This window comes from Paraburkholderia sp. BR10872 (assembly GCF_040965835.1).
GTDB classification, from domain to species: domain Bacteria; phylum Pseudomonadota; class Gammaproteobacteria; order Burkholderiales; family Burkholderiaceae; genus Paraburkholderia; species Paraburkholderia nodosa_A.
In genome coordinates this window covers 34,782-47,588 of sequence record NZ_JBFRCN010000008.1, presented here as the reverse complement: position 1 = coordinate 47,588, position 12,807 = coordinate 34,782, and the positions used below count along the sequence as shown (strand labels likewise).

At 64.5% G+C, this 12,807-nt stretch carries 16 protein-coding genes; 12 read left to right on the top strand and 4 right to left on the bottom strand.

What is annotated here, in order from left to right; genetic code table 11:
• The first annotated feature begins 64 nt into the window (after nt 1-64).
• The 7 genes from AB4Y43_RS08895 (at nt 65) to AB4Y43_RS08865 (ending at nt 6,914) form a co-directional block, all read left to right on the top strand.
• Nucleotides 65-1,807, top strand: a complete 1,743-nt coding sequence (locus AB4Y43_RS08895; protein ID WP_368727557.1) for an ABC transporter permease — start codon at nt 65-67, stop codon at nt 1,805-1,807.
• A 25-nt stretch (nt 1,808-1,832) separates the two neighbouring features.
• Nucleotides 1,833-3,167 carry a nitrate/sulfonate/bicarbonate ABC transporter ATP-binding protein gene (locus AB4Y43_RS08890; RefSeq protein ID WP_368727556.1) on the top strand — a complete coding sequence of 445 codons (1,335 nt, stop codon included), beginning with the start codon at nt 1,833-1,835 and terminating at the stop codon, nt 3,165-3,167.
• 142 nt (nt 3,168-3,309) lie between these two features.
• Nucleotides 3,310-4,347 (top strand): zinc-dependent alcohol dehydrogenase family protein, encoded by a 1,038-nt coding sequence (locus AB4Y43_RS08885; protein WP_368727555.1) that lies wholly within the window; start codon nt 3,310-3,312, stop codon nt 4,345-4,347.
• Nucleotides 4,348-4,353: 6 nt separating this feature from the next.
• Nucleotides 4,354-5,280: a TIGR00730 family Rossman fold protein gene (locus tag AB4Y43_RS08880; RefSeq protein WP_368727554.1), complete on the top strand. Its 927-nt coding sequence runs from the start codon at nt 4,354-4,356 to the stop codon at nt 5,278-5,280.
• A gap of 37 nt (nt 5,281-5,317) precedes the next feature.
• Nucleotides 5,318-5,791 (top strand): hypothetical protein, encoded by a 474-nt coding sequence (locus AB4Y43_RS08875; RefSeq protein WP_368727553.1) that lies wholly within the window; start codon nt 5,318-5,320, stop codon nt 5,789-5,791.
• Between the two features lie 37 nt (nt 5,792-5,828).
• A complete protein-coding gene (locus tag AB4Y43_RS08870; protein WP_368727552.1) occupies nt 5,829-6,137 on the top strand; it encodes a DUF1488 domain-containing protein in 309 nt (102 codons plus the stop codon).
• Nucleotides 6,138-6,224: 87 nt separating this feature from the next.
• On the top strand, nt 6,225-6,914 hold the full coding sequence (locus tag AB4Y43_RS08865) for a CBS domain-containing protein (protein WP_368727551.1): 690 nt from the start codon (nt 6,225-6,227) through the stop codon (nt 6,912-6,914).
• Between the two features lie 104 nt (nt 6,915-7,018).
• Here the strand turns inward: AB4Y43_RS08865 and AB4Y43_RS08860 are convergent, their stop codons facing one another.
• Both AB4Y43_RS08860 and AB4Y43_RS08855 read right to left on the bottom strand, forming a co-directional pair.
• Nucleotides 7,019-7,519, bottom strand: coding sequence for a universal stress protein (locus tag AB4Y43_RS08860; RefSeq protein ID WP_368727550.1), 501 nt, complete (start codon nt 7,517-7,519; stop codon nt 7,019-7,021).
• 65 nt (nt 7,520-7,584) lie between these two features.
• Nucleotides 7,585-8,424, bottom strand: a complete 840-nt coding sequence (locus AB4Y43_RS08855) for a universal stress protein (RefSeq protein ID WP_368727549.1) — start codon at nt 8,422-8,424, stop codon at nt 7,585-7,587.
• 251 nt (nt 8,425-8,675) lie between these two features.
• On the opposite strand from AB4Y43_RS08855, the gene AB4Y43_RS08850 reads away from it, so the two are divergent.
• From AB4Y43_RS08850 to AB4Y43_RS08830, 5 genes are all read left to right on the top strand, one after another.
• On the top strand, nt 8,676-9,110 hold the full coding sequence (locus tag AB4Y43_RS08850; RefSeq protein WP_368727548.1) for an Hsp20/alpha crystallin family protein: 435 nt from the start codon (nt 8,676-8,678) through the stop codon (nt 9,108-9,110).
• 155 nt (nt 9,111-9,265) lie between these two features.
• Nucleotides 9,266-10,099, top strand: coding sequence for a universal stress protein (locus AB4Y43_RS08845; protein ID WP_368727547.1), 834 nt, complete (start codon nt 9,266-9,268; stop codon nt 10,097-10,099).
• Between the two features lie 47 nt (nt 10,100-10,146).
• Nucleotides 10,147-11,124, top strand: a complete 978-nt coding sequence (locus AB4Y43_RS08840; protein WP_368727546.1) for a universal stress protein — start codon at nt 10,147-10,149, stop codon at nt 11,122-11,124.
• Nucleotides 11,125-11,242: 118 nt separating this feature from the next.
• Nucleotides 11,243-11,482 carry a UDP-glucose 4-epimerase gene (locus AB4Y43_RS08835; protein ID WP_368727545.1) on the top strand — a complete coding sequence of 80 codons (240 nt, stop codon included), beginning with the start codon at nt 11,243-11,245 and terminating at the stop codon, nt 11,480-11,482.
• Nucleotides 11,483-11,554: 72 nt separating this feature from the next.
• Nucleotides 11,555-11,905 (top strand): hypothetical protein, encoded by a 351-nt coding sequence (locus AB4Y43_RS08830; protein WP_368727544.1) that lies wholly within the window; start codon nt 11,555-11,557, stop codon nt 11,903-11,905.
• A gap of 25 nt (nt 11,906-11,930) precedes the next feature.
• On the opposite strand, the gene AB4Y43_RS08825 is transcribed toward AB4Y43_RS08830, so the two are convergent.
• The gene (locus AB4Y43_RS08825; protein WP_368727543.1) at nt 11,931-12,299 is read right to left on the bottom strand and encodes a DUF3564 family protein; all 369 of its coding nucleotides are present in this window, start codon (nt 12,297-12,299) and stop codon (nt 11,931-11,933) included.
• 41 nt (nt 12,300-12,340) lie between these two features.
• Nucleotides 12,341-12,736 (bottom strand): c-type cytochrome, encoded by a 396-nt coding sequence (locus AB4Y43_RS08820; protein ID WP_368727542.1) that lies wholly within the window; start codon nt 12,734-12,736, stop codon nt 12,341-12,343.
• Between the last annotated feature and the right edge of the window lie 71 nt (nt 12,737-12,807).

The following is a 12,807-nucleotide window of genomic DNA, read 5'->3' as shown; positions in this document are numbered from 1 at the left end:
GGCGGGACGTGCCGCCGAACCAACGGATCGAGATCAAGCGCGCTCAAGTGAACAGAGGAACGAAGTGGAACACCATGCCGAAGTACTGAGAGGACTACGCTGGTATCCGCGCATGCCGGGCTGGCGCGACGTTGCGGCCGTGGTTCTGGTGCTCGGCACGATTGTCGTACTGGGCGAGGGCGCGCGCCAGATGACGGGGCCACTCGCGGGCGGCCATGGTCCGGCCATCTCGCTTTCGCCTGCGGCACTGCCCGGTTACACGCTGCGCACCGTCATGCGCATGCTGATCGCGCTCGTCGCCTCGTTCGTCTTCACGTTCACGTATGCGACGCTCGCGGCGCGGAGCCGCCGGGCAGAGCGCATTCTCATTCCGCTGCTCGACGTGCTGCAGTCGGTGCCCATCCTCGGCTATCTGTCGTTCACCGTGGTGTTCTTCATGTCACTCTTTCCGGGCAACGTACTGGGCGCCGAGCTTGCCTCGATCTTCGCGATCTTCACGAGCCAGGCGTGGAACATGGCGTTCAGCTTCTATCAGGCGCTGCGCACCGTGCCGACCGATCTGGACGAAGCGAGCCGCAGCTTTCGCCTCTCGGGCTGGCAGCGCTTCTGGCGTCTGGAAGTGCCGTTCGCGATGCCGGGACTCATCTGGAACGCGATGATGTCGATGTCGGGCGGCTGGTTCTTCGTGGTCGCCTCGGAGGCCATCTCGGTTGGCGACGTGCAGGTGGCGCTGCCAGGCGTAGGGTCGTGGGTGGGGCTGGCAATCATGAAGCGCGATCTGGCTGCGGTGGGCTGGGCAATACTCGCCATGAGCCTCGCGATCGTGCTTTACGACCAGTTGCTGTTTCGCCCGCTGGTGGCCTGGTCCGACCGCTTTCGCTATGGTGACACCGCGGCTCAGGCGTGCCCGCGCAGCTGGCTGCTCGACCTGTTTCATCGTTCGCCGTGGATGCAGCACGCATGCCGGCCGGCGGGCGCAGCGCTCGGGCGCGCCGCACACCTGCGGCTGTCGCCGGACGCGCATTGGCGCGGCTTCGCGTGGGCAAACGGACGGCTTTCGCGGCGTGCGGGCGACGTGCTCTGGTTCGCGCTGTGCGCCGCGGCGGTTGCCGCCGCAGCCGTGTCCGTGCTGCGCTTCGCCGCGCCGGCTCTTGCATGGGCCGACGTGGTGGACGCGACGCGCAACGGTTTGCTCACGCTGCTGCGAGTCGCGGTGCTGATTGCACTTGCCTCCGTGATCTGGGTGCCGGTGGGCGTGGCGGTGGGGTTGCGCCCGCGGCTGGCCGCCTGGATACAGCCGACCGCGCAATTTCTCGCCGCCTTCCCAGCGAATTTGCTGTTTCCCGTGGTCGCGTTCTGCATCGTGCGCTTCAGGCTCGCCCCGGACATCTGGCTGTGCCCGCTGATGATCCTCGGCACGCAGTGGTACATCCTCTTCAACGTGATAGCGGGCGCCACGGCCTTGCCCACCGATCTACGCGAGGCGGCCACGAGCCTGCGCCTGCGGCGGCGAGCGCGGTGGTTGCAGGTGCTGCTGCCCGGCATCTTTCCGTATTACGTGACCGGAGCCATCACGGCGAGCGGCGGTGCGTGGAACGCCAGCATCGTCTCGGAAACGATCAGTTGGGGAACAACCAACCTGAGTGCGGGCGGCCTCGGCGCCTATATCGCCGAAATGACGGCAAGGGGCGACTACCCGCGCATCGCCCTCGGCATTGCCGTCATGTCGATCATGGTCGTCGCCGCCAACCGACTCGTATGGCGCCCCCTCTACGCCTTCGCCGAACGCCGCACGCGGCTCGCCTGAACGCATCGCCATGGAAAACGCACCAATGCCCGCTCTCGCACACCCCGAAACGACGCTCGACGGCAAGTCTCAGCGAGACCTCGCTGCACCGGTGCTGGAACTCGCCCAGATGGGTATGTCGTTCGCGCGGCCCTCCGGCGAACCGTTGCCGGTACTCGTGGATATCGACGTCACGCTGCGCGAAGGCGAAATCCTCGGCCTCCTCGGGCGCTCGGGATCGGGCAAGTCAACGCTCTTGCGCGTGGCCGCCGGCCTCGCGCGACCGTCGGCCGGCCGTGTGCTGTACCGGGGCGCGACGCTCGAGGGTCCAGCCGAAGGCATCGCCGTCGTGTTCCAGACCTTCGCGCTGTATCCGTGGCTCACGGTGCTCGCCAACGTCGAGTTGGGGCTCGACGCATCGGCGCTCACGCCCGCCGTGGTGCGAGAGCGCGCGATGTCCGCTATCGAGATGATCGGGCTCGATGGCTTCGAATCCGCTTTTCCGCGCGAACTCTCGGGCGGCATGCGTCAGCGTGTGGGATTTGCACGCGCGCTGGTGAGCGAGCCGAAGCTACTGCTCATGGATGAACCGTTTTCTGCGCTCGACGTACTGACCGCCGAAACGCTGCGCAGCGACTTTCTCGACCTTTGGACGCAGCGGCAAACGCCGATCGAGGCGGTGCTCATGGTCACGCACAACATCGAGGAGGCGGTGCTGATGTGCGATCGCATTCACGTGCTGGGCGGCCATCCGGGACATGTCGTGGCGACGCTGAACGTGTCGTTGCCGCGTCCGCGCAACCGCCTCGACCCGGCCTTTCGCGCCATCCTGGACGCGCTGTATGGAATCCTGACGGCTCGCCTTGCCGAATCCGCCAATGGCGAGGGCGCCGTTCATGGTGCATTTGGGCTGCGGCTGCCGGCTGTCTCGAGCCACCGCCTCGTCGGTATCGTCGACACGCTCGCGGCGGCGGCGCAAGATGGCCACGCGGAGCTGGCGGCGCTGGGCGCGGCGCTGATGCTCAAGCCCGACGAACTCTTTCCCGTAGCAGCGGCGCTGCATCTGCTGGCGTTCGCCGAGTTGAAGGAGCACACGATCAAGCTCACGGCGGCGGGGCGCATGTTCGTGCACGCAGACGACGCCGAGCGCAAACGGCTTTTTCGCGAGCATGTGGTGCAGTTCGTGCCGTTCATTGCCCATATTCGCGAGGTCCTCGACGAACGGGAAGGGCACCGCGCGCCGCGTGCGCGCTTCGAGCTCGAACTGGAGGACCACCTGCATCGCGCCGACGCCGAAACGACCTTGCGGACCGCGATCGACTGGGGCCGGTACGCGGGATTGTTCAGTTACGACGACCACACGCGCACGTTTGGCGATTGAGCCTGCGGGGCTGGCAAGTGCTTGATCGATGTCAAATGCGCACGCTTGGCGCCGCTCATCATGAAACCGGTGCCGCGTTCGCGCTGCAAGTGCAGGCGGTCGCGACGGCGCACGCGTGTTTCTGAACCTTTATGGAGAGAACATGAAAGCACTGGTCTACAACGGTCCGGGCAAGTTTGCGGTGGAAACGCGGCCGATGCCCGCATTGCAGGGTCCCGGCGACGCCATCGTCAAGATGTCGAAAACCACGATCTGCGGGACCGATCTGCATATTCTCAAGGGCGACGTGCCGAGCTGCGAGCCGGGCCGTATTCTCGGCCACGAAGGCGTGGGCATCGTGCACGAAACGGGTAGCGGCGTATCGGATCTAAAAGCTGGCGATCACGTGCTCGTGTCGTGCATTTCGAGCTGCGGGCAGTGCGCATACTGCCGCCGCGGCATGTACTCGCACTGCAAGACGGGCGGCTGGATCCTCGGCAACCGCATCGACGGCACCCAGGCCGAATATGTGCGGACTCCGCACGCGCAGACGAGCCTCTACAAGATTCCCGCCGGCCTCGACGAGGCCGCGCTCGTGATGCTCTCGGACATCCTGCCCACCGGCTTCGAATGCGGAGTGCTCAACGGCAAGGTCGAGCCCGGCAGCACGGTCGCCATCGTCGGCTCGGGACCGATCGGACTCGCGGCGCTGCTGACCGCCCAGTTCTATTCGCCCGCGCAGATCATCATGATCGACCTGGACGCCAACCGCCTGGAATGTGCGAAGAAATTCGGCGCTACGGCGTGCATCGACTCGCGCGCCACCGACGCTGTCGAAGCAGTGATGAAGCTCACTGACGGTGTCGGCGTGGACTGCGCCGTGGAGGCCGTCGGCGTGCCCGCGACGTTCGAACTGTGCGAGCAACTCGTCGCACCGGGCGGCGTGATTGCGAACATCGGCGTGCATGGCGTGCCGGCGTCGATCTTTCTCGACAAGTTGTGGGACCGCAACGTGGCGATCACGACGCGTCTCGTCGATACCGTCAGCACACCCATGCTGCTCAAGACCGTGTGCGCCGGGCGGATCGATCCGAGCCGGCTGATTACGCATCGTTTTGTGTTCGACGATGTGCTCAAGGCCTACGAGACGTTTTCGCACGCGGCGAGTACGCAAGCGCTGAAAGTCATCATCGAGATGTAACGGGCCATGGACATCCGGGGGCTTTCCACCACCGTGCGCGTCGACCATGCCGGAGCGCGGCCGTCGCAACGCGAGCGGCACCAGGCAGGCGAGCAAGCGTTGCGGCTAGCGCCGCGTGTGCGGCAACTGATCGAAAGCCAGAGTTACGTCCAGGCCGACGAGGACGCGGCGTTTCTGCGGCGGCCCGAAATGTGCGGCGTGCGGCTTCAGCTCGACTACTGGAAAACCGAAGAGCGCTTGCAGCACCTCGGCATCGCTCATACGGTGGTCGTCTACGGAAGCACGCGCGTCACGAGCCCGGCGCGGGCGCGCAGGCGTCTCGCAGCCACGCGCCGTCTCGCGCAGGTCGACACCGGCGCTCAAGCGCAGCGCGAACTGCTTGTGGCGCAAGCACTGCTTCAGCGCAGCATCTACTATGACGTGGCGCGCAAGCTGGGCGCGCTGATCGGCCACGCGCGAGGCACAGGCAAGCTCCCCAGGCTCACGGTCGTGACGGGTGGCGGTCCGGGCATCATGGAGGCGGCCAACCGTGGCGCATTCGATGCGGGCGCGCCCACGGTGGGCATGAACATCACGTTGCCGAGAGAGCAGTATCCAAACCCGTATTTGACACCGGACCTGTGCTTCCGCTTTCACTACTTCGCCATCCGCAAACTTCACCTGCTGGAGCGCGCCAAGGCGGCGGTGTTCTTTCCCGGCGGATACGGTACCTGCGACGAATTATTCGAAGTCCTCACACTTCTGCAAACGGGCAAGATCGCGCCATTTCCCGTGCTCCTCGTAGGTGAAACGTGGTGGCGCAGCATAATCGACTTCGCCGCAATGGCCGAGGCCGGCATGATCGACCCTGACGATCTCGCGCTCTTTCGCTTCTGCGAATCGGCCGAGGAAGTCTGGGCCGCAATTCGCAACTGGTATGGAGATGGGGACTGAGGCGACACGTCAAACAGTCCGACGCAAGGAGATAGCAATGAACTGGCTCGCTGATTACTTCGCTCAACACACGCCCGAGCTGTACCTTTCGCTCGCGGCGTGGCCGCCTCTGCGGCTCGGGCCCGAGGGGCCGATACCGCAATTGCCGCGCTGCCTGCCGTATCCGGGGGCGACATTGATTTTCCGGCCGGCAAGCCGGATTACCCGCGGCGAGCAGACCGTCGAGTTGCCGGCGTACTACGAGATGCGCATTCCTACGTCTTCGCAAACGATAGGATGGGCGCGCAATGCGGATGGCGCTGACTTCTTCGAATCGGTGAGGATTTTTGCGCCGTCATGCTACAACCCCGACTTCCTTATCACGATCAACGATTCGCTCTCGTTCGTGCCGGTTTTTTCGGCCGATGGGGCGCCTGGCTTTTACGGCAGCAGCATAGCCCACACGCCCGCTACCTCGGATGTCTTGCACATGGCGTTGCCCTGGTCCTTCCAGGGCTACGTGACGATCTAGCTCATTCACTAAAGGTCCTGCGAAGGAGTCGAACAGCGTGAACATCACCTTTTCTGACCGGTCGCCTGACTATGACGCAAACCGGCTCGCGCTGACCTTTCCGGCCACCGCGGGGGACACGCCCATCCAATGCGCGATTACGGCCGAGGCGCTCGAAGATCACTTCGGCGCGGCCTCCCTGCGCGAAACGGATTTGCGCGGCGCGTTCCTTGCACATCGGGCCGCGATCGAAAAGGCCGCCGCTCGCCTGATCGAAGCGACCCACTCCGAGGCGGTCATGCTTCACAGCGGCTATTTCCGCATGTACGCAGATTCAAACGAAGTAGGGACGGGCCGTGCACGGTGAACGCGCGTGTGACACAAGTCACTGCGTGCGTCGCTGCAAGCTCTAGATTGATTCACATCGGGGCATTAGCCCTTAACGGAGGAACACATGCAAGCATCGGACATCATGACGAGGGACGTCATCACTGTGCGGCCCAACGCGTCAATTCTCGAGGCGGCGACGCTGCTCGCCGAGCACCATATTAGCGGCATCCCGGTCGTCGACGATAACGGAGCCTTGGTCGGCATTCTCAGCGAAAACGATCTTCTGCATCGCGTGGAAACGGGAACCGGCAAGCCGCAGCGTAGCTGGTTGAGTGAGTTCCTTCATTCGACGCGCAAGCTCGCGGGCGAGTACCTCAAGGAAAACGCCGCCGAGGTCAGCGACGTCATGACGTGCAATGTCGTTTCGGTTGCACCATCGGCGACCCTGGGCGAGGTTGCCGACCTGCTCGAACGCCACCATATCAAACGGGTTCCGGTACTGACACAAGGCAAACTCGTAGGCATCGTGAGTCGAGCGAATCTGGTGCGTGCGCTGGCGAGCTCCATTGAACACGATCCGGCCGCGGTTGCTTCGGACGAGGCCATCCATCGCAACGTGCTGCGCGCGCTGGACGGCCATCGCTGGGCGATGGAAGCGGAGAGCGTCGTGGTCAAGGAAGGGATCGTTCACTTCTGGGGCACGGTGAACTCAGAGGAGGAGCGCAAGGCGATTCTCGTTTCGGCGCAGCGCGTGCCTGGCGTGAGAGGTATTGAAGACCATCTCGGCTACCCGGTGGTCTTCACGCCGATGTAAGAAGTGGAAGTGTGGTCGATGCTGGCGAAGGCTGGGTTCGGAAAAGGAGCCCAGCCTCTTGTTTGCTATTTGGTTTGCTCTTGTGTTCGCCCTCGTGTTCTCCGTCACGCGGGTACGTGTGCCTCGTGCTGCGCCGGTGTTTTCTGTCCAGACGAAACCGCACGTGCAGGCACGAGTAACACAGGGCAGCGCGCGCATCGGAGCACGCGCTCCGCAACGCTGCCTAGCACGAGGCGGCGCACGCCGCGGCGCCCGTGCGTGCCCATGACGATGAGATCGGCATGCCAGTCGGCGGCGGCGTGTTCAATGCAATCCGCGACGTCTTCCGCAGGCAGTTCGACTTCGACTGTACGTGTCGTGCCTTTCACGCCTTGATGCGCCATACGCGTCCCGGCTTCCGCGCAAATCACGCGGCCTTCCTCCAGGTACGCGTCTCGCACGATCGAGGGGTCGTAGCCCGGCACGTCGTAGGCGATGACCGGCAGGTCGATCACATAAACCGCCTGCAACTCGGCACCCGTATCGTGCGCGAGTCTGATCGCGGCGTCGAAGGCGTGCGAGGCAGTCGTGCTGCCGTCAAGGGCGATCATAATGCGCGAGTACATGGCGGATCTCCTGTGTTGAAGCTGACGTGGGAAAGACGTGGCGGCACGGTTGCAGACTGCGTTCGTCAGTGAGACATGAGCACCGGCAGCGTCATCGTGGCAAGGACCGAACGCGTGGCGCCGCCGAGGACCAGCTCCTGGAGCCGTGCGTGGCCGTACGCGCCCATGACGAGCAGGTCGTAGTCACCGTCGGCCGCGTAACTGAGCAGCGCGTCGCCTGTGGATTCAGCCGCAAGACGGTCAAAGCGGGTGATGTCGACTGTCGTCGCGCCGTGGCGCGCGAGCATGGCCGCGAGGTCGGCGCACGCCGCCTGTGATTCGGCCGGCGTAAAGCTCGTGGAGGCGGCGACGATAGTCACGCGGGCCGCTCGCGTGATGAACGGCATCGCGTCGTGAACCGCGCGCGTGGCCTCGCGGCTGCCGTTCCAGGCCACGAGCACGCGCTCGCCGATGGACTCGAAAGTGCCGGTGTACGGCAAAATCAGCACGGGGCCGCCCGCTCCCAGCACGACAGTTTCCGGGAAATGTTCCGCAATATAGGATTCCGGATCGTCCAGACTGGTTTGCCCGAGTATCGTCAGGTCGGCGGTCCGGCTGCGCTGCATGACCGCTGCGACCGGGTCGCCTTCCGGCGCAATCCAGGCGCCTTCGACCTGCGCGCGCGCCAGTTCCGCGCGAAAGAGCCGTTCGATCGCGCCGCGCTGTTCATGGCGCAGTCTGCGGTGTGTGTCGTAGTAGTCGGCGGTGCCGGCCATCACGTAAAACTCGCGCGGGCGCGGCTCGAACATCGCGAACAGTCCATCCACATGCGCACCAAAGGTGCGCGCCAGCCTCAGCGCCAGCGAGAGTCGCGCACTGGCGCGCGCGCTCGTATCCATGTGCACCATGACAGTCTTGTAGCTCATCGCGTTCTCCAGCGAACGGGTTGGTCACACCGCCCTGCGGGGCGGAGAAAGTGATTCGAGTCTAAGAACGCAGGACTTCTCGCGCTTGATTTGAATCAATCATTTTATTGAGGCGAACAGGGCGCGCGCGGCTGTCGGAACGAGGAGGTATTGAGGCAGATCAACCGGAAAACGCCGTCGCTGCCTAGATTGGATATGGCGCGACTCAACGCAGGGTTCGTGCGCCGCGATGGCCTAAAGGAGGCAATGCAATGAGCAATCTGACACGTTATGACCCGTTTTCCATGGAGCCTGTTTCGGACCTCTTCCAGGGGCTGTTCCGGCCGATGCGCGGCATGCTCGCCGCCGAGGAAACCGAACTTTCGAGCATGAAGCTCGACGTCACGGAGACCGAGAAGGCCTACACGGTGAAGGCTGAGTTGCCGGGCGTGGACAAGAAGGACATCGACGTAAAAATCGACGGGAATGTGGTTTCGATTCACGCGAAGGTCGACCGCAAGACAGAGCAGAAAGACGGCGAGCGCGTGATTCGTCGCGAACGTTATAGCGGCTCTTTCGCGCGCACGTTCTCGCTCACGAGCGATATCGACGAGAGCAGCGCCAATGCGCAGTATCAGGACGGCGTGCTTTCGCTCACGCTGCCGAAAAAGGCGCCCGCCGAACAGAAGCGGCTGCAGATCGAGTGAGCGCCTGAGTCTTCAGGAGGGGGAGATGGCGCGTCGGAACCGCGTGCGAAAACCCGGCGCGCGCCGTTTCGGCGCAGGGGCATTGGCTCCGCGCCGTCTTTTTTGGTGCGCCAGGCGCGCGACAGCGCAGACGCAGCAACGGAGGGAGCCGAAAAATGATACGACTGACTGCCGCTGCCGCCGCGATGCAGCACGTTGCGCCTTATTCGCGTCTCTTCGTCGTCTTTACCGGGATGGAGCGCGTGGCTGCGCTACTCGACTACGTGGCGGGCTGGGCCGCACGTGGCGCACAGGTGCGGCTCGCCGGGCTTGCTCCGGCGGCTGCGCTTGCCGATACGGACCTGCGGGCCGCGCAGCACTTTTCCAACCGGATCACGCTGGCCGCAACACTAGATGCGTCCCGAGAAATACTGGCGCTGCGCGGCATCGAAGCGCACTGTGAATTTCTCGCCGCCGGCCCGGACAGCACGGCGCGCAGCGAGGCACTTGTGCGCGCCGTACGCGACTGGAAGCCAGACCTCGCGATCGGTGCGCCGGCGAACCCGGTCGAGCTAGTCGGGAAAACGGACTGCCCGGTGCTTTTGCTGCCCACGCCGACCGCGCGCTACTGCACCGCGCCGCCGCGGCGTATTTTCGTAGCGAGCGACGCGAGCGCGGCCTCGGCTTGCGCCGTAAGGGAAGCGGCAAGGCTGGCAACGGCGGCCACGGCGGTGAGAGTGGGGTATCTCGCATGTGATCCCGCGGATGCTCAGCATCCCGAAGATTTCGATGCGGCCATCCTCGAGCCCCAGCACGATGGTGAATCGACTGCTCGCGCGATCATCCAGGCGGCGTTGCTCTGGCGGGCCGATTTGCTGGTGGTCGGCACGCGCGGCGGCCATGAAGGAGGCAGATGGCGCTACGCAAGCGTTGCCGCCGATGTCGCGCGGCATACGGTGCTGCCGCTGCTCCTCGTGCCGCAGTCGTCCAGAGCGGCGATGCTGAGCTAATTGCGTTGCGCCCAAGTGGCCTTCGCGCAGATGAACCGGATACGCACATGAAACTCCCGTCCAAACCATTCCGGCGAGTCGTTGTCACTGCCGAAGGCGGAAGCGGCCTCGTTTCGCTGGCGGCGTTCGCCTCGCGCTTCGCAAGCCGCAATGCGCCGATGCGGCTCGTCGAACTCATCCCAGATCCTGGCACTCTGTTCCCTGCGCTCAAGTTTGGGTTGCCTGAGCGCGCGGACACGCACGCGGCGATGCGCCGCCGGGCGGAACTCAATTTACGCGTCGCCGCGAGCACATTGGCGGCCGCGAGGCGCGAACCGGACCTGCAACTGCTCGATCTCGCGGCTTTGCACACGCGCGCGCCGTCCGCTCTTGCGCGCGCAACCGAATCTTTCGGCGCCGATCTCGTGGCACTCGCTGCGCACCATCCGGGGCAACACTGGGCTTGCCGGCTCGACCCGGAGGAGATCGCATGCGCGACGCACCGCACGTTGCTCTATGTGCCCACGCAGCTGCTCGCTGTGGACGATCCCCCGCTTGCCCGCGCGCTGATTGCTGTCGATGGAAGCGCGGGCGCGTACGCTGCGCTGGAACTCGCGATTGGCTGCCTGCCGGAGGAAGTGGAGTTGAAGGTGATTTACGTCGTCGACCGTGCGATGCCTGTGCGAGAGCCGCGGCTGCGGCAGCTGCTCGACGCCGACTGCGCCGCTGCGCTGGAACGCGCCGAGGCGCTCATCGGGGCCGCCAGCGCGCGGGTCTCGCTGGAGGCAATCGCGACGCACGAGCAACTCGACGACGTTGCCAGTGCGATGCTGCGCGAAGCGCGTGGCTGGGCCGCCGATCTCCTCGTTATCGGCTTGTGGGGACGGCGCCGCCGCGCCCAAGCGACGCTGCCCGGCAGCGTTGCGTCGCACGTCCTGCGCGACGCCCTCTGTCCTGTTCTCGTTGCCGTACCATCGAAGTCTTTGACGGACAAGGCAGCCGCGACAGCACCATCAGTTCGCGCCACGGTGAGCGGCACAAGCTAGGTTGATGTGTATCAATTGGCACCGGGCGCCGGACCTTATGCTGAATTGAACTGCAGACCGCTCGCTGCACCACTCACGGTTACGCCTGCGTCCACGACGCTTCAAGGAGATTGGACTCATGCCACTCAATGGCCATATCGATTCGGACGCCTGGAGCGTCCAGGCTGTCACGTCGCCGGCGCCGCACGGTGGGTTCAGTTGCGAGGTTAGCGTTTCGCACGGCTCGCAAGCGAAGGGTTTCAGCCACGCCTTCGCGCATCACCGCGTCTTCGAGAGCGAAAGGGAGGCGGTGCTGGATGGGCTGCGAGAAGGCATGGTGTGGATCAACCTGAAAATCCAGAACGCGTTCGAAGTGTAGTAGTCAAGCGTGGTCGACGGCGATAACGTGCCTTCGGCCCGCAACGATGCCGTTTTTTGAAGGGGCATAGTGATGGGACTCGGGATGCAAATTGTCTATCTGGGCTTCCCCGGTTCGTCCGCCCTCGAGGCGGAAGCCGGAGTCCAGTTGTTACGCCTCGAACGGTTCAGCAGCGTGCTGTCGGGCTGTCATCTCGCGATCGAGCAACTGCACCCTTTGCCGCCCGGCAATCGGCCGCCGGCCTACGACGTTCGTCTCGATCTCGTTTCGACCTCGCGGGAGCTGGCGCCGCTTGGGCACTGCGAGGGCGACGATCCCATAGCGGCCATGCGTGCGGCATTCGACGCGGCAGAACGCCGTCTGGGTTCCGACGCGGCCTCGAACGCCCACTACCAGCGCGCCGCCACGCAGCGCGATCACTAGTTCGAGCGACGACGGGCAAAGCCCGTCAAGCCTCGTCGGCGAAGAGTCCATCCTCAGGGTGCGGCAAGCTCTCATCGATGCATTGCACCTGCCAACGCCCTTCGAGTGGTTCGGCGTTGACCGAGGACAGCCATTGCGCACGCGCGCCTTCGCCTTCGAATGGGCCGTCCGCCGCCGCCAGGTAAAGCCCTTCGAGCAGGCAAACGTCGCGCAGATTTTCGCCCGCGAGCAGGACGGTGCCGCCCGGCGTGCAGCGGTATCGCCCCCACTCCGGCACGCTCACGCCTGCGTGCCCCTCGCGCGACCATTTCTGCGATTCGGTGTCGATCCAGACGATCGCGTATGCACTGGGATCGAGCCGGTCGAAATTGTCGAGATGAACGGTGACGCGCATGGCGATGCCCCTTCGCTAGGTTACGGAGAACGATGTTGCGATTACTGGCGCAGGACCCACTGAACGAGCGTCTGCGCATCCTGGGCCGATAACGGTCCGCCGCGATCTTCTGGCAGAGGCATCGACATATCGCCCCAGTGCGCCTTGCCGCCGTGCCTGAGCTTGTCTTCGAGCAGGATGTTGGCGTTGGGCTTGTCGCGATAGCGCTCGGCGATCTGGTGAAACGAGGGGGCGAGAAAAGGTGCGTCCGACGTATGACAGAACATGCAGTGCTGCTGATCGACGAGTTCGGTGGGCTCGGCAAGCTGTGCGTGGGCAGCCAAGGCGTGCAACGCGACAGCGCTTACGGCTAGCGCGCGAAACGCGACTTTGGCTGAGCCCCCGTGGAAGACCGGACCTCTCGGGAAACGAGCGAGCAGATTGGCTATACGTGGCATCGATAGTCTCCTCGAATGCGGCCGGCACACGGAAGGCGGCTGGCCAGATTCATGATGTCATCGGCGCTCGC